Source organism: Paenibacillus sp. 32O-W, from assembly GCF_007679495.1.
In the GTDB taxonomy this organism is placed as follows: domain Bacteria; phylum Bacillota; class Bacilli; order Paenibacillales; family NBRC-103111; genus Paenibacillus_L; species Paenibacillus_L residui.
The window spans coordinates 15,020-31,517 of the sequence record NZ_VEGP01000036.1 but is presented as its reverse complement, the minus strand read 5'-3'; the positions used below and the strand labels follow the sequence as shown (position 1 = coordinate 31,517).

Annotated in this window: 14 protein-coding genes; 13 read left to right on the top strand and 1 reads right to left on the bottom strand. The window is 51.6% G+C overall.

Annotation, left to right across the window (positions count from 1 at the left end; all coding sequences use genetic code 11):
• The first annotated feature begins 269 nt into the window (after positions 1–269).
• The 12 genes from FS806_RS15095 (at position 270) to FS806_RS15040 (ending at position 13,337) form a co-directional block, all read left to right on the top strand.
• Positions 270–968, top strand: coding sequence for a GntR family transcriptional regulator (locus FS806_RS15095; RefSeq protein WP_144938114.1), 699 nt, complete (start codon positions 270–272; stop codon positions 966–968).
• Positions 969–1,033: 65 nt separating this feature from the next.
• Positions 1,034–2,536 (top strand): sugar ABC transporter ATP-binding protein, encoded by a 1,503-nt coding sequence (locus FS806_RS15090; protein WP_144938111.1) that lies wholly within the window; start codon positions 1,034–1,036, stop codon positions 2,534–2,536.
• Positions 2,529–3,515 (top strand): ABC transporter permease, encoded by a 987-nt coding sequence (locus FS806_RS15085; protein ID WP_144938108.1) that lies wholly within the window; start codon positions 2,529–2,531, stop codon positions 3,513–3,515. Before FS806_RS15090 ends, FS806_RS15085 begins: the two co-directional genes overlap by 8 nt.
• A 25-nt stretch (positions 3,516–3,540) precedes the next feature.
• The gene (locus tag FS806_RS15080; RefSeq protein ID WP_144938105.1) at positions 3,541–4,509 is read left to right on the top strand and encodes a substrate-binding domain-containing protein; all 969 of its coding nucleotides are present in this window, start codon (positions 3,541–3,543) and stop codon (positions 4,507–4,509) included.
• Between the two features lie 31 nt (positions 4,510–4,540).
• Positions 4,541–6,772, top strand: a complete 2,232-nt coding sequence (locus tag FS806_RS15075; RefSeq protein WP_144938102.1) for a glycoside hydrolase family 20 zincin-like fold domain-containing protein — start codon at positions 4,541–4,543, stop codon at positions 6,770–6,772.
• A 297-nt stretch (positions 6,773–7,069) separates the two neighbouring features.
• On the top strand, positions 7,070–7,969 hold the full coding sequence (locus FS806_RS15070; protein ID WP_144938099.1) for a M20 family metallopeptidase: 900 nt from the start codon (positions 7,070–7,072) through the stop codon (positions 7,967–7,969).
• A 6-nt stretch (positions 7,970–7,975) separates the two neighbouring features.
• A complete protein-coding gene (locus tag FS806_RS15065; protein WP_144938096.1) occupies positions 7,976–8,362 on the top strand; it encodes a RidA family protein in 387 nt (128 codons plus the stop codon).
• Between the two features lie 36 nt (positions 8,363–8,398).
• Positions 8,399–9,136, top strand: coding sequence for an MBL fold metallo-hydrolase (locus tag FS806_RS15060; protein WP_144938093.1), 738 nt, complete (start codon positions 8,399–8,401; stop codon positions 9,134–9,136).
• A gap of 55 nt (positions 9,137–9,191) precedes the next feature.
• Positions 9,192–10,343: an aminotransferase class V-fold PLP-dependent enzyme gene (locus FS806_RS15055; protein WP_144938091.1), complete on the top strand. Its 1,152-nt coding sequence runs from the start codon at positions 9,192–9,194 to the stop codon at positions 10,341–10,343.
• Entirely contained in the window at positions 10,340–11,380 is a 1,041-nt protein-coding gene (locus FS806_RS15050) for a galactitol-1-phosphate 5-dehydrogenase (protein ID WP_144938088.1), read from the top strand. Before FS806_RS15055 ends, FS806_RS15050 begins: the two co-directional genes overlap by 4 nt.
• Positions 11,377–12,372 carry a Gfo/Idh/MocA family protein gene (locus FS806_RS15045; protein ID WP_186328376.1) on the top strand — a complete coding sequence of 332 codons (996 nt, stop codon included), beginning with the start codon at positions 11,377–11,379 and terminating at the stop codon, positions 12,370–12,372. The genes FS806_RS15050 and FS806_RS15045 overlap by 4 nt, the downstream gene beginning before the upstream one ends.
• A 29-nt stretch (positions 12,373–12,401) precedes the next feature.
• Positions 12,402–13,337 carry a fumarylacetoacetate hydrolase family protein gene (locus FS806_RS15040; protein WP_260982105.1) on the top strand — a complete coding sequence of 312 codons (936 nt, stop codon included), beginning with the start codon at positions 12,402–12,404 and terminating at the stop codon, positions 13,335–13,337.
• A gap of 161 nt (positions 13,338–13,498) precedes the next feature.
• Here the strand turns inward: FS806_RS15040 and FS806_RS15035 are convergent, their stop codons facing one another.
• Entirely contained in the window at positions 13,499–13,924 is a 426-nt protein-coding gene (locus FS806_RS15035) for a VOC family protein (protein ID WP_144938083.1), read from the bottom strand.
• A 302-nt stretch (positions 13,925–14,226) separates the two neighbouring features.
• On the opposite strand from FS806_RS15035, the gene FS806_RS15030 reads away from it, so the two are divergent.
• Positions 14,227–16,470, top strand: coding sequence for an ATP-dependent helicase (locus FS806_RS15030; RefSeq protein ID WP_144938181.1), 2,244 nt, complete (start codon positions 14,227–14,229; stop codon positions 16,468–16,470).
• The last annotated feature ends 28 nt before the right edge of the window (positions 16,471–16,498 follow it).

The following is a 16,498-nucleotide window of genomic DNA, read 5'->3' as shown; positions in this document are numbered from 1 at the left end:
GCCCGCTGCGACATTCTCTTGTCCTTATGAGGTACGGTCAAATACAGCTAATCTCTTAATCTCCATATTGCGGCTCCCATCGTAGGGTGGGGGCTTTTTGACGTTCGCGCCGACGCTCTTTTTCTATTCTTTAGAAAATAAATATGTTGCACCAAAATTATATATTATATATAATCCATAATATATAATCCGAACATTGGTCTTGAACTGTTAACTTTATCGGCTTTATTAACAAAGCAACCATTAATCTTGTCAGAGCAGGTGATTGGATGAGCGTTATGAGAAATAAACAGTTTTTTATGGATAAGCAGAGCATTAGCCAGGATTTGGTCGATCATATTAAGCAGTTGATTTTAGACGGTGAATTGAATATGGGAGACCGCATAGTGGAAACGAGAGTGGCCAAAGATCTGGGGATCAGCCAAACCCCGGTCAGGGAAGCCATCCGCCAGCTATGCGGAGAAGGAATTCTCATTGTTGTACCCAACAAGGGACCGATGGTAAGAACCTTCGATCAGAAAGACGTCTATGAGATTTATTCCTTGAGAGCGGTGACGGAAGGGATGGCCATTCGTCTAGCTACCCTTAACGCATCGGAGGAGGATATCGATTCCCTTAAGCAGTTTTATGAAGAAATGAAGCGGAAGGAGGAAGACCCTGCCGTCGACTCTTTGTTAAGCGACTCCCTGCACATTCATCAGACGATTATGAGGCTTTCCAACCATTCCCGTTTGATTCAGACTTACGATTCGATATCTTTCCAAATTTCCATGGTCAACCGGATTCTTGGCCGGGAATCGACCAAGCGCAAGGAGGTAGAACAGCACCAGGAGCTGGTGGAGGCCTTGGCGTCAAGAAATCCGGAACATGCCGAGAAAACGATGAGAAGGCATATTTATCGCTCTTATGGAGAGTACGTTCAGCTTCAGGAAGGGGTCATTGAGCATGATGAGCAGGCCTGGTTTTAAACCGGCTGCTCGTCTTCGTCGGAACCCGGCCTCAAACAGGATTCAGCCGATAAGGAGGCTCCAGGATGGATGAGATACTGCTTGAAATGAAAGGAATCACTAAATCTTACTTTGGAATTAAAGCGCTTTCGTCAGCTAACCTTCAAATTAGAAAAGGCGAGGTTCACGCTTTGATGGGGGAGAATGGCGCAGGCAAATCTACATTGATGAAAGTGCTGACCGGATTGGTAAAGCCTGATGAAGGAGAGATTTACTTTCAGGGGGAGCGGGTGACGATCGGCAGTCCTAAAGCTGCACTCGATATGGGGATTGCGATGATCCATCAAGAATTGAACCCCATTCCCGAGATGACGATTGCCGAAAATTTATTTCTTGGCCGAGAAAGCAGGTATTCTTACTTGCCCTTCGTCAATCGCAGAAGGATTCATGAAGATACGGAGCGCTTGCTGCAGGAATACCATCTGAGCCTGACTCCGAATCAGAAAGTGAAAGAATTGAATGTAGCCCAGAAGCAAATGCTCGAAATTATTAAAGCGCTTACTTATGATGCCAAGCTGATTATTATGGATGAACCTACCTCCGCGTTATCGGATGAAGAAGTGCAGACTCTGTTTGCAGTTATTAAGCGAATCAAGCAGGAAGGGGTTCCCGTCATTTATATTTCCCACCGAATGGAAGAAATTTTTGCTTTGGCGGATCGGGTTACGGTTTTGAGAGACGGGGAGTATATCGGAACGGAGCCGATTTCCAATCTGACCAAGGAAAGCTTGATCACGATGATGGTAGGCCGGCCCTTGACCAGTATTTTTCCAAAAACAGAGGCCGCAATAGGTGAGCCGGTTCTTGAGGTCAGAGGCCTTACGAGGAAAGGGGTGTTTGAAGAGATCAGCTTTCAGGTGCACAGGGGAGAAATTCTTGGTATTGCCGGATTAATGGGCGCGGGGCGGAGCGAAGTCATGAGAGCCGTGTTCGGGATCGACAGGGCTGATTCCGGGGAGATATGGATAGACGGCGTGAAGGCTTCCATTCGCCGTCCGATCGATGCCATCGCCTTGGGCATGGCCATGGTTACCGAGGACCGGAAGGAGCAGGGCCTTGTTCTAAGCCGCTCAATAAGGGAGAACATCTCCCTGGCGAATCTTCATAAAGTTGCCCGCAGCGGATTTGTCCGCTCCAGGGAGGAGAAACGGCTCTGTGAATTGATGATGAAAGAGATATCCATTAAAGCGAGCGGCTTAGGCCAGCAGGTTTCCTTCCTTAGCGGAGGAAATCAGCAGAAAGTGGTATTGGCCAAATGGCTGATTAACCGTCCCAAAGTGCTTATCCTTGATGAACCGACCCGGGGAATCGATGTAAAGGCCAAGGCGGAAATTTATCGGCTTATTTCGGAATTTGCCTGTCAGGGGATGTGCATTGTCATGGTGTCGTCGGAACTGCCGGAAATAATGGGGATGAGCGATCGGATTCTGGTCATGGGGGAGGGGAGGATCAAGGGCGAATTTTGGAGAGATCGGGTGACTCAGGAGGAAATATTGGAATGTGCAATAGGAGGGGACGGAATTGTCTAAATTGACGGCGGAAGTAAACGACAGAAGTATTTTCAAGGCTTGGAAAAGCAAGCATTCGGCGGATCTGATGAGAAAATACGGTATTATTATCATCCTGCTTCTGATGGTGCTGGTGCTGAGCTCCATCTCCGATGCTTTCCTGACCTGGAACAACATGATGAACGTGCTGCGCCAGGTATCCATTATAGGAATACTGGCCGTGGGGATGACTTTTATTATATTAACCGGCGGGATTGATTTGTCCATTGGTTCATTGATGGCCGTGTCCGCGGTTATTGCGGCGAGTATTGTTCAGATGAATCCCGATTATGTCCTCCTGGCCGTTGCTGCCGGAATGCTGGCTTCGGGAGCGTTGTCCGGAGTCAGCGGGACAATGACGGCCAAGCTCAACGTGGCTCCTTTCGTGGCAACGTTGGCGATGATGACGATTGCGAGAGGAATCGCCCTGATTTATACCAACGGCCGGCCGATCGTCATTGAATCCAAGCCGTTTCTGACGCTGGGTCAAGGTTATATCGGCCCCATACCGACACCGGTTGTCATCTTTGTAAGCGTATGCATCATTTTTGGAGTTCTGTTAACGAAAACCAAGTTCGGGAGGTATGTGTATGCGATAGGGGGAAACGAGAATGCGGCCAGAATATCGGGAGTGAATGTAACGAAGGCCAAAATTTCGGTTTATGTGCTGAATGGTCTCCTGGCCGGACTGGCCGGAATCTTGCTGGCCTCCCGAATCAGTTCCGGTCAGCCTAATAGCGGCCTGGGGTACGAGCTTGATGCGATTGCCGCTGTAGTTATCGGAGGCACCAGTCTGTTCGGGGGTGTCGGCACATTGACGGGCACGGTCGTTGGAGTGCTGATCATCGGGGTTATCAATAACGGTTTGAACTTGATGGATGTGTCTTCCTATTATCAGCAGATTATTAAAGGGGTGATTATTGCAGGAGCAGTCATCTTGGACCAAAGAGCCAAAAAATAAAACCCAATAATGGAGGGTGCAGAAGATGAACAGAAGCGCTTGGAAAAACAGAATCCTAGGTTTGCTTGTTATCTTATGTATAAGTTTGGCCGGCTGCGGGAATCCGCCGCAGAGTGAAGGGGGAACCGGGAAGGAAGGCGGCGGATCGGATGCAAAATACCGAATCGGCGTTGCTGCCCAGGGATTATCGCACGAGTTTATTAAAGCTCTTGTGGAAGCTATGCAGGACAAAGCGAAGGAGCTCAATGTCGAACTGCTCGTCATGGACAGCCAGGATAAAATTGAAACCCAGCTTAGCCAGGTCGATAACCTGGTCACGCAAAAAGTGGATGCCGTCATTTTGAATACGGTTGACTTTGTAGGCCTGGGTCCTGCTGTGGATCAGGTAAAGGGGGCCGGCATTCCCCTGGTAGAGGTTATTACATTTACGAAGAATGAAAATTATGACGTATTTGTCGGTACGGATCCCAAACAGTCCGGTATTTTTATGGGAGAAATGCTTGCGGAGGTCTTGGGCGGCAAAGGCAATGTCGCCTTGCTGCAGGGGCAGATTGGCCACTCCGCAGAGATTACCAGGGGGCAGGGACTTCAGGAAGCTCTATTCGACAAGTATCCGGATATTAAGCTGATAACTCAGCAAACGGCAAACTGGAATCGTGATGAGGCAATGAGAATAACGGAAGACTGGCTGCAGCGTTTCCCCGAGATCGATGCGATCGCTGCCCAGAATGACGAGATGGCGATGGGGGCGCTGCAGGCAGTGGAAGCAGCAGGGAAAGACATAGTGGTCATGGGAATTGATGGTATACCGGATGCCCTGAAAGCGGTCAAAGAAGGGCGTTTGGCGGCAACGGTATTGGATAATGTGACGGCAGAGGGCAAACGGGCGGTTGAAGTAGCGGTAGGTCTGATCAAAGGGGAAAAATTCGAGAAGAAAGAATTGATCGACTATGTTCCCGTTACCGCCAAGAACGTGGATGAGTACTTAAAGTGATTAAAGAATACCTAGAGGAGGCTGAGCTTTAGTGAACGTTAACCTTGAAGAGAAGTTCATTCTGTTCCCTACTCCTAAAGAGACCGGGTCGCTCCCCGGGGAATACACCCTGCCGGCATCTCGCTGGAAGGTGTTCGTCCCACAGAGTCTTACGAAGGTTCAAGACATCATAGCAGCGGAATTAACGGAAGCCGGAGCAGAAGGGACCGAATGGTTATCGCAAGGTGAATCGTGCGATTTGCGATTTGCGCTGAAAGAGGAATTAACCGAAGAAGAGGCCGGCCGGCTGAATGGCTGTCCTGTCCCGGAGCAATCGTATGTGTTGGCTGTGAAGCAAGATGGGATCCGACTGGCTGCCCTTACCGCTCAGGGAGCCTTGTACGGACTGACGACGCTGACCCAAATGATCGGCAAAAGCGGCAGGCAAACCATCCCATGCTTGCAAATGCTGGATGGCCCCGATGTGGAAAAACGGGTGATTTCTCCTACCTTGACCTGGTATGCGGGCTATGCCAGAGCCGGCTTCGGCATGCAGTTGTGGAACGGGGAGAAGTGGAAAGCCTTTATCGATTGGTGCTTCCGGCATAAAGTGAACGCGCTGAATGTTGTCATGTACGGCTTCTGGCCGTTTGAGTTTCCCGAATATCCGGAAACCGTTCTAAGGGACCTGCCCGTTCAGACCTGGTGTAAAGAGACAGGCCAGTGGATGGAGGTTTCGTTTACTCATCCCAACCTGCTCCAGCCCTTCCTGTCTGAAGTTATCGAATATGCCAACAGGCGAGGGATTGACGTATACGCCTATATCGGTCTCAACTCATACAGCGGAGGATATGCTGTCCGTCATCCGGAAATGAGGGCGGTCCTTTCCGAAGAGTTGAAGGAATCCGGGCATGTGAACAATTATGATGCGCTATGCCCTTCCAAGGCAGAGGTAAGGCAGTACTTGATCGCAAGCGTAAAGCAAATCGAAAGTCTCGGCTTTAACGGCCTTGTCTTCGAGGAAAGCGAGGAGGTGCAGTGGTTCTGCCAATGCTCCGCCTGCCGGAACACCTACGGACATTTGCCGCCCAACGATGCCAAGCACCAGGTTTCTGTCGATTTATTGAAGGATTATGTCCGGGTGCTTAACCCGGATACACTCGTCGGCGTAAGGTGGCTGCGTGAACCGCCGATTGTTAAAGAGCCGGATGCACTCAAGCGATGGGCGTCTCTCCTTCCGCCCAAGGTCAATCTGTTCTGGGCACCCGGTTTGGAGGATGACGACCGGGAATTTATCAAGTGGGTCAATATTTTCGGAAGAGAACGAATCTATTCTCGCAACTGCGAAGGCAGCGGATTCGCCGCCAGTCTAGGAAGAATCCCTTATCTGATTCCCGATACGTTCCCCGAAGAGCTCAGCAATTACGCTTTTCAACACCTGCGTAATGACATCGCCCAGTTTCAGGGGGCGGCCAATGCAGGCTGCAAGGGAATCAACGGCTATGGCTTTGAGTGGTACGGTCACGAGCTGTACTTCCTCGCAACGGCCCAATACGGGTGGAACAGCCGCAGGCTCGATCAAGACGAGTTCCTGGCCGTGGCGAGCCGGCATCTGTTCGGTACGGAGCATGGGCCTGCCTACGAGCGCATCATCCGGACAATTCCATGTATTCACGAAACCCAAATTTGTGCGGAGCTTCCTTCATTTCCATTCATGCCTAACAAATACATCGGACCTGAGGGCCGGTTGTATTTGGAGCAATGCCTCGATTCGGCTGCAGCGGTTATCGCCGCGCTGGAGGCCATTCTGCAAAGCTCCAGTCTAACCAGCCTACAGCAAGAATGTGCCTCGGCAACTCATTTGATGGCGCTGCGCATGAAAGCAGTCGCTGAAGCCGGAATCGCCTACAACCATTATTTGGAGGCCAAGAAGAACATGCCGGAAAATCGGGAGCTGCTCCGTCATTTTGCCCGGAAGGCTCTGGCCGCTGCCGAGGAGGATTACCGGATGATCAAAGAAAATTATTTCGATTCGAAGGAGCATACCTGGACGGGGGTGGCCATTGGAGAGTATTACATTCCGATGGTGATTAACGAATACCGCAAACAATTCGAAGCCGATCTGGGAGAGGAATTTGCCTCCAAGGAAAGGGTCGCTTACATTGTCGGAGGCGAGAGCCTTCCCTGGGAATGGCTGCTGGAATGGGGCCCCAAGATCGCTCAAGCCAAGCCCTTGGCCGCCCTAGGCCAATTGCTTCCTGATGACAAAGCCCCGGTTGGATAAATAAATCATGGAACGAAGTGAGGGCGTATAAGTGGAGGCAGACAAACAAACCGAAGTGCTGGAGCTGCTGGAAGCAATGATTGCTATTCCCTCCGTAAACCCGGCTTATGAAGAAGGAGCGGAAGGAGAGATGGAGCTGTCCCGATTCATTGAGCAGCGCTGCAGAGCCGCCGGCTTGTCCGTATATCGGCAGCCGGTTCTGCCGAACCGGGATAACCTCATCATTGAATTAAAGACCGGTCATCCCCAGCGGACCTTGCTGTTCGAAGCCCATATGGACACCGTATCCCTGGGGGGATGCCTAATCCGCTGCAGCCAAGGCGTGAAGGAAACCGCCTCTACGGGCGTGGGGCCTGCGATACTAAGGGAGCGCTTGCAGCTATGCTTCATACGATGGAATATTTCTCACTGCATCGGGAAGAGCTGCAGGCCGATCTGCTTATGTGCGCATCGGTAGATGAGGAGCATGCCTACCGCGGGCTGCTGGCATTCATGGACCTGGATCTGCCCATCCAGGGGGCTGTGGTTGGTGAACCGACCAATCTGGATATTGTTATCGCTCATAAAGGCTGTGTCCGATTTGAAGTGGAAACGTTGGGTAAGGCTGCGCACAGCTCGGTGCCATGGGAAGGCCGAAATGCTATTACCGATATGATGAAGGTGATGGAGTATCTCGAGAGGTCCAAGGGGGACCTTGAACGCAAGGTTCATCCGCTGTGCGGCGCACCCACTTTATCGGTAGGAACGATTCATGGAGGCAGCCAAATTAACATCGTCCCCGATCAGTGTGTGATTAAAGTGGACCGCAGGCTCATTCCCGGGGAACGGCCGGATATAGTACTGAACGAAATCAGGAAGGAGTTGGCCGCTTTCCTGCATGGGCAAAATGTACAATTTGCCATTCATGAACTGCTGCTGGATGAAGCATTGGATACTCCGCCTGAATCCGAGGTTGTGAGAAGCGCCCTTGCGGCAGCCGGACGATTGGGGACCAACACCGCATTATGCGGCGCTTCTTATGGCAGCGATGCCAGCAAGCTTCAGCAGAGGAAGGGGATTCCGAGCATCGTATTCGGCCCCGGCTCCATCCAGCAGGCACATACGGATGAGGAATGGGTACCTATGGATGAAGTAGAACTGGCGGCCGAGTTTTACAAGGAGCTTGCCCGTCAGTTCGGAAAGTCGCCAAGGAGGTGATGCCATGTGAGAAAACAAATCATCAGAACCGATAAAGCGCCGGTCCCTTCAGGAGCTTATTCACAAGCGGTTCGTCTCGGGGACATGGTCTATGTATCGGGGATTTGTCCGTTTGATTTAGTTACAGGCGAGGTGCTGTATCCCGGCGACATGAAACGGCAGACAGAGCTAGTTCTGCATTATATATCTGAAATTCTGGAAGCGTCCGGCACTTCCCTGGAGCATGTAGTCAAAGTCCTTTCATTTATAAATGAACTTGACAGATTTCAAGAATACAACGAAGCTTACGGCAAGGTCTTCGCTGCTGAACCCCCGGCCCGAAGCACGGTGGAGATCGTGAAATTCCCGCCGGGAATGTGTGTGGAAATCGAGTGCGTCGCCTATGTACCGTAAGTTGTGAGAAAGAAATAGCAGGCGAGGAGGAAGCGGATGAAGATCAGCGATAATCTGTATCTCGTGGGCAGCGGCCAATTCGGCATGCAGCTCAGCGATTTGAAGGACTGCAATGTTTACCTCGTGGATTGCGGCGAGGAAGCTGTGCTCATCGATGCCGGAGGGGGAGTCCGGCCGCAGGCTATCCTTTCCAATATTGAACAGAGCGGTATTCCGCTTGAACGGATCACCCACATTCTGCTTACCCATGTTCATGGGGATCACGCTGCCGGAGCGTTCTATTTCCAGAATACTTATGGCTGGAAAGTGATCGTGTCCGAAGAAGCGGCTCCGTGGCTGGAACAGGGGGATCGGGACAAGACCAGCTTGAATCAGGCGATAGAAGCCGGGGTTTACGCCAGAGACTTCTCCTATCCCGCCTGCCCGGTTGCAGGGACGGTTCAGGATGGGGATGAGCTCCGAATAGGCAGCGTTACCTTTCGCGTGATCGATACCCCGGGACATTCCCGCGGCCATGTCAGTTATTTATGGGAAAAGGAAGGAAAACAGAGCTTGTTTTCCGGGGATGTTATTTTTGCCGGAGGTAAGATTGTTCTGCAAAACACATGGGACTGCGTCATTCAAGACTATGCGAGGTCGATAGCGCGGCTTCACGGCTTGAAGATAGACGCGCTCTATCCCGGACATGGCCCTTTCCTAAATACTCAAGCGTGGAAACATATCGAGATGGCCCATGAGAAATTCGTGAGGTTGGACATTCCGCCCAACTTGTAAGAAGATTAACCATCAAGCACAAATTCCGGCAACGGATGAAGAAAGGTATTGGGATATGATGAGAGCACTTATAGATAAATCGGAGTTTGTGGGACTGGAGAATACGACCTGGCTATACAGCGGCGCGGAGACCCCCACGCACAGGGGGAGTATGGCCGCTGTCGAGGATTATATGCGTTCACGGAGCCTGGGGCCGATCGGAAGGGACCGCAACACGTCCGTGGAAAACAACAGCAAAGCCTTGTTGGCGCAAATGATGAATGGCCGGCCGGAAGATATTGCATTCATGTCCAATTCTTCCGAAGTGATATCGATGATCGCCAGCTCCATGGACTGGCAGGCCGGAGATAATCTGATCCTCCATACATTGGAGTTTCCTTCCGGAGTTTTGCCGTGGCTGAAGCTGAAGGAAAAGGGCGTCGAAATCCGGATAGTTGAGGATACGAATGGCGAGGTAGGTGCCGACGATATCCTTCGGGTCACCGATGAGCGGACCAGGCTGGTTATGACCAGCCATGTCAGTTACTTGACCGGGGCGCGGCTGGATTACCGTTCTCTATACCGCAAGCTGAAAGAGACCCGCACTCTGCTTCTGCTGGACGTAACCCAGTCTCTCGGTGTTGTTCCCGTACAAATGTACGAGGCGGATTTTGTCGTCTGCAGCTCGTATAAATGGCTTTTGTCCACGCATGGTGCCGCCGTATTCGGGATTAACCGGGAACGGATATCACTGGTCCCCGCTTATGTAGGCTGGAGAAGCGTCAAGGATATGTTCGGTCCGAATCGGTTTCAAGCTTTTGAACTGCAGGATGATGCCAGAAGATTCGAGCTGGGCTATCCGAGTTATCCGACTCTTTACTCAATGAATTTTACCGTTCAACTACTCCTGAATATTGGAATCGCCAATATTGAGCGCCATGTGCTTGAGTTGGGAAGTTACCTCATCCGGGGGCTCAAGGAGCTGGGACTTGAGGTCATGACTCCGGTACAGCCGGAGAAACGGGCGGGAAACATATCGGTAAGGCACGAGGCGGGAGAGCAAATTGCCGAGGGACTGCTGAAGGAACAAATCTATATCTGGGGAGGAGACGGCCGGTTCCGGATCTCTCTCCACTTGTTTAACGACAAGGACGATGTCGATAGGCTGCTGAACAAGCTGGCTCCGCTGTTGGCCGGGATTCAAGGGGAAGGGGGAGAGAATGGATGAAAGCTCTGATCTGGACTGCGCCTAATGAGATGGAATGGACCGAGGTGGAGCCCCCTCGCCCGGGGGAAGATGAGCTATTGATCCGCGTGGAAGCCGTCGGTATCTGCGGATCGGAAATCGAAGGATATCTGGGACATAACAGCTTGCGGGTTCCGCCGCTCATAATGGGGCATGAGTTCTGCGGCATCGTAGAGGAGGCGGGATCGAAGGCGGATGAATTCATTGACATAGGAGTCAGGGTGGTTGTTAATCCGCTCCTGGCTTGCGGCCGCTGCCGATCTTGTACGAAAGGCTCGCCTCAATTATGTGTAAACCGGCAGATTATCGGGATTCACCGTCCGGGAGCTTATGGAGAACTGGTCACGGTTCCCGTATCATCGGTTATCCGGCTGCCGGATAGTATTTCTCCTTATCGGGCAGCGCTCGCCGAACCGCTCGCCTGTTCGCTTAGGGCGGTGAGGAGGGCGATGGAAGGATATGTATTTCCGAATGTGGTTATTTTTGGAGCGGGAGGCATTGGTCTGCTTTGCGCCAAATCGGCGAAGCTGCTTGGGGCCGAATCCGTTCTTATGGTGGATACGAATTCCCGGAGATTGGAAATAGCACTGGTGAACGGCGCGGACATGGTGATTAATCCGCTGGAGCGATCCGTAGAACAGGCCGCCGCGGAGATGTATGGAGATAAGGGAGTAGACGTGGTCGTAGATGCCGCAGGGTTTCAGCCGACCCGGTCCGCTGCAGCGGCTTTGCTTAACCCAGGTGGAACTTTAATGAATATTGGTTTGGGAATAGATGCTACCAGCCTGCCGGTTAATCATCTGATCCGCAGCGAAATCAATGTGCTGGGTTCCTTCTGCTACACCCGCCAGGATTTTGCCGAAGCGGTAGAGCTTCTTGTACGCGGGGCAGTTACAGAGGAGGGATGGACGGAAGTTAGGCCTCTTGCTTCAGGCGGCCAGGCTTTTGCGGATTTAGTGGCAGGCCAAGTCCATCATGGCAAGATTTTATTGGATGCGTCAGGGGGGAGAATCGGTTGAGAAAAGTAAGGGTAGCCGTAATAGGACTCGGAAGCTGGGGGGAATGCCATCTTCAAGCTTTTCATTCCCTCCCTTATGTTGAAATTGCAGCCGTATGCGATATCCGTGAAGAGAGAGTACACAGCTTGGCAGACCAATACGGGGTTCGCGGAAGGTATACGGATTATGAGCAGCTTTGTGAACTGGAAGAGATTGATTTGGTCAGTGTCGTCACGTTCGAAAAGGACCATCTGCAGCCGACCCTAAAAGCCCTGAAGTCCGGTAAGCGTGTTCTCGTGGAAAAGCCGGTAGCGACGCTCGTGGAGGAAGCAGCCGAAATGCGGGATGCGTCTATCAATCTGAATCGCAGTATTATCCCAGGTCATTTGCTTCGTTTTGATCCCAAATATGCCGAGGTTTACGAAGGGATTCGCAGCGGCTCGATAGGAAAACCACGAAGCATTTATTTAAGAAGGGGCAGAGCCAGGTCGCTCTTTGCCACCTACCGAAGAACCCATACCGTTTATGAGCTTATGATTCATGATATTGATCTGGCCATCTGGTACGCGGCTAGCCGGGTCCGCAGGGTAAGGGCCTATGAGATAGCGCTGACGGACCCCGAGTGTCCGGAAATTTTGTGGGCGAACCTGGAGTTTGACAATGGAGTGCTTGCTGTATTGGAAAGTCATTGGATGACGCCCGATGAAGCGGGCATTGCCATCGCCGACACCGCTGAAATTATTGGAGAGCAGGGAACCGCTCATGTGGATACGCGTGAGACTGGTGTGCAGATTTGGAACAGCGGGGGAAGACTAACACCGGATTTAGCGATTCACCGGGACATCAACGGTTTACGGTTCGGAGCTTTGCGGGAGCAAATGAACTATGTATGCCAATGTATAGCGCAAGGAGAAGAGCCGCAGTACACTTCTTTTGCAGATGCGGTTCACGGGATTGAAGTTGCCGGGGCCATCTTGCAATCGGCGAAATCCGGTAAAGAGATTAGCTTGTAAAAAGACAGAAGCAGGAAGGAGCGGAACCGTTGAAGCTGGTACAATACCGAATGAAAGAAGGGAACAGGTCTCCAAACACGGCATGGGACCGGGAAGGGACGGCGGCTAGGGGAGAGGAGGCAGCCCTTCGTTTAGGAGCTGTCAACCGGAACGGAGAGGTCATCCCTCTCAGTTTCTCAGGGACGATGAGACAATTAATCGAGAAGGTGAGCCATACTCCCGAATATAAGCGGCAGATAGAGATAGAGGCGGAGGAGCTAACTTCAAGCCTTCCCATGTCGCAGGTCACGCTGTGTTCACCGCTTACCGATCCGGAGAAGCTGATTTTTGTCGGGCTGAATTACGCGGATCATGCCAGGGAGTCCGGGATGGACATTCCCGCGAAGCCGGTTTTGTTCGCCAAGTATAACAACTCCATAGCCGGGCCGGAGGAAGACATTTGGATCCCGGACGAGGTCAGTCAATGCGATTATGAAGTGGAACTGGCGGTGATTATCGGCAGAACCGCCCGGAACATTACCGAGGAGCAAGCGGTTGAGCACATATTCGGTTATACGATTATTAATGACGTTAGCGCCAGGGATATTCAATTGACGGAGGGACAATGGACCCGGGGGAAGGCGATCGATGGCTTTGCCCCGATGGGGCCATGGCTCGTAACGGCCGATTCGCTGAGACATCCTGATGAGCTGTCTATCTCTTTGAAGCTGAATGGAACAACGATGCAGAGCTCCAATACTAGAGAGCTGATCTTTAACATCCCTTATCTGGTATCGTTCTTGTCCAGAACGATGACGCTGAAGCCGGGGGATGTGATCAGCACCGGTACCCCTCCAGGTGTCGGAATGGGCATGACACCTCCTGTCTGGCTTCAGGATGGGGATGTAACCGAAGCGGAAATCCAGGGGATCGGGATTCTTCGAAATACATTTAAGAGAGGATGCCAATGTCCGGAACATAAATAAAGCCCCATTCGATTTCCCGTGGAAAGAGAAAAGGGAGAAAATATCATTTTTAACATTATTTGGATATTTGTTCTCTGGGAACCGCCGCATGCGGACCGACATGTAAGGTGAGTGGAAGGGGGTTAGCCGCCCCCTTCTTAATTCGTTTGGCCAACGATTCCTTACTGAAGGCCCTCGGTGAAAACTTGGAAGGTGACGCCGAACTTGTCCGTTACACTGCCGTAAGCAGGGCTGAAGAAGGTTTCTTGCAATGGCATGTTCACACGGCCGCCTTGCTGCAGGGCTTCGAACATTTGCTTCGCCTTCTCCTTATCGTTCGTCGAGATACAGATGGTCACTTGATTCCCGCTCTGATGAGGCTGTCCCGGGAACGTGTCCGAAAACATAAGATCGGTTTCGCCGACTTTTAACATGGCGTGGGCTACATGGTCCTTCGCTTCCGCCGGCAGAGGGAAGTCCGGATTCTCCGGCATCTCTCCGAAAGATTGGCTGAAGACGAGTTGGGCATCCAAGACTTGTTGGTAGAATTCGATTGCTTCTCTTGCATTTCCGTCCATCACAAGATAAGGGGACAATCTTAAAGACATTACTGATCAGCTCCTTGACCATATTTTTATTACTTGCCTGCTCCGTGCATTCCTCTGTGCAACATGGGTCGTTCAGGACACCGAATGAAACAAATCAAAGGGCCCACCCTCCATTATTACCCATAATTCAAGCATAAATCAGGAACATACGTTTGTAAATGAAAAGTATAAGGATGATGCTACAGAAACAAATGGGCATCCGCACTCTCCATCAAGGTCCCATTCGAATTTATTCCCTATCCGTGCGATGTTATAATGAAGGGACACACAATTTGACCGGTGGAATGGATGGGAATATGGGAATGACCGTACGAGAGCATTTTTTTGCCCGCAGTCGAGATAGGCTTGGGGTGGCCCTGAATGATATTCAGAAGCAAGCCGTTCTTCAGACGGAGGGCCCTTTGCTGCTATTAGCTTCGCCCGGATCGGGGAAGACGACGACCCTTATCATGCGGATAGGCTATCTGATTGAAGAGAAGGGCGTGAATCCTTCACGAATCAAGGCGGTGACCTTCAGCCGGGCATCGGCGACCGATATGAAGGAACGGTACCGGCTCTTTTTTCCGCAGCATCCGACCGTGGAATTTTCGACAATTCATAGCTTCGCTTATGAAGTGGTGCGGGATCTCTTCCGTCGAACCGGAATGCCTTATCGAATCATTGAGGGGGATATGAAAGGGGAGAACCAGGCACCGGGTCCGGACCATCTGCCTCTCCACAAGAAAATGATCCTGAGAATGCTGTTCCATTCGATAGTCGGCGAACAGATCACCGATGACCAAATGGACGAGCTGACGACCTATATCAGCTTTATCAAGAACAGGATGGTCCCTAGAGACCAATGGTCCGGGGTTAAGGTGGGCGTTCCGGGAGCCGAGGCTGTCCTGCGCGAATACGAGAAGTACAAGGAGTCGAGCCATCCCGAGCGATTGATCGATTACGACGATATGCTGATCCTTGCTAACGATGCGCTGGAGACGGACCGGGAGCTGCTTCACAGGTATCAAGGGAGGTATGATTATGTTCTAACGGACGAGAGCCAGGATACTTCCAGGGTGCAGCATGCCATGATCGAGAAGCTGGTTCGGGAGCACCGGAATCTGTGCGTCGTGGCCGACGATGACCAGTCGATCTATAGCTGGAGAGGGGCGGATCCGTCCTATTTGCTTAATTTCAAACAGACCTACCCCGAGGCCGTTATTATGCGAATGGAGCAGAACTACCGGTCATCCAAGGAAATTGTCGGTGCGGCCAATCAATTCATCAGACGCAACAAGAATCGCTACGTCAAAAATATGTTTACCGACAATGCCTCTTCAGAGCCTCCCAAGATTCACGTGTTTGCCCGCTACATAGACCAGACCCGATATTTGACGGAGGCAATTCAGAATGCCGAACTGCTTGGAGAAGTGGCGATTTTGTACCGAAACCATTCCTCATCCATTGCATTAATCAATGAGCTGGATCGGGCAGGGATTCCCTTCTATATGAAGGATGCGGATAATCGTTTTTTCTCGCATTGGGTAGTGGAAGATATATTGAACTTCATGAGGATGACCTTTACCGACAAGCGCCCGGACCTGCTGGAGAAAATCCATCTCAAATTTAACGGGTACATCAGCAAGCGGCAGATGGCGGCCTTGAAGGAGATCGACAATCAGGAATCGGTCTTCGACAATTTGCTGAATCATGTCCCGCTGCAGGATTATCAGGTTAAAGCCCTGCAGATGTGCCAGGAAACCTTTCGACAAATGAAGGGAATGCCTCCGCTGCACGCCATCCGGGTCATTCGCGGACGGTTGGGCTACGAGAAGGCTCTGGAGAAGATGTGTGAGCGTCTCGGGTTCCGCAAGGAATCCCTGATCGGAATTCTCAATACACTGGAGGAAATTGCCCATTCCCTAGAGACGATGGAGGAGTTTGCAGGACGGTTGAAATATTTGGAGTCGGTTCTGAAGTCCGCGAAATCGCGGAAGGGGCAGGACGCCGTGACGCTGTCCACGTTTCATAGCGCGAAGGGCCTGGAGTTCGACAGGGTGTACATGATCGATCTGATCGAGGGCATTATTCCGTCTTCGGAAGACCGGAAGGACGATTCGGGCGGGGCACCATTGATGGAGGAAGCGGCCCGTCTCTTCTATGTGGGAATGACGCGGGCAAGAACGCACCTGGAATTGTTGGCCTATCGGGAGAGGGATGGGGAAAAGACGGAGGAATCCGTATTCGTTACGGAAGTCAGAAATATCCTCAACCCGCCGAAGCCGATTTCGCAGGCCGGGAAGGCAGGGAGCGGAAATGAGGGGCGAAGGGGGAAGAAGGGCAGTCAGGGACAGGTGCCCATGGCAATCGATCCCCACGCGATAAGGACTCTATCGGAATTGCAGATGGGCGAGACGGTAAAGCATTCCGTCTTCGGACACGGGGAAATCGTCGAATTAAGTGAGGAAAGCATCAGCATACGGTTCCAAAGGGGAGTCAAGAAGCTCTCCATCCGGGTTTGTCTGGAGAAGGGGCTCTTATCGAATGGGGCGGAGGATGGATCTTAAAGTTAAATTTCGGGAAGGTGGTAAACAA

What these genes read in the sequence shown, in the direction of transcription:
- FS806_RS15090 (WP_144938111.1), top strand. Translation starts at nt 1,034, where the DNA reads ATGGATGAGATACTGCTTGAAATGAAAGGAATCACTAAATCTTACTTT.
- FS806_RS15095 (WP_144938114.1), top strand. Translation starts at nt 270, where the DNA reads ATGAGCGTTATGAGAAATAAACAGTTTTTTATGGATAAGCAGAGCATT.
- FS806_RS15050 (WP_144938088.1), top strand. Translation starts at nt 10,340, where the DNA reads ATGAAAGCTCTGATCTGGACTGCGCCTAATGAGATGGAATGGACCGAG.
- FS806_RS15035 (WP_144938083.1), bottom strand. Translation starts at nt 13,924, where the DNA reads ATGTCTTTAAGATTGTCCCCTTATCTTGTGATGGACGGAAATGCAAGA.
- FS806_RS15055 (WP_144938091.1), top strand. Translation starts at nt 9,192, where the DNA reads ATGATGAGAGCACTTATAGATAAATCGGAGTTTGTGGGACTGGAGAAT.
- FS806_RS15060 (WP_144938093.1), top strand. Translation starts at nt 8,399, where the DNA reads ATGAAGATCAGCGATAATCTGTATCTCGTGGGCAGCGGCCAATTCGGC.
- FS806_RS15070 (WP_144938099.1), top strand. Translation starts at nt 7,070, where the DNA reads ATGCCTAATCCGCTGCAGCCAAGGCGTGAAGGAAACCGCCTCTACGGG.
- FS806_RS15080 (WP_144938105.1), top strand. Translation starts at nt 3,541, where the DNA reads ATGAACAGAAGCGCTTGGAAAAACAGAATCCTAGGTTTGCTTGTTATC.
- FS806_RS15030 (WP_144938181.1), top strand. Translation starts at nt 14,227, where the DNA reads ATGACCGTACGAGAGCATTTTTTTGCCCGCAGTCGAGATAGGCTTGGG.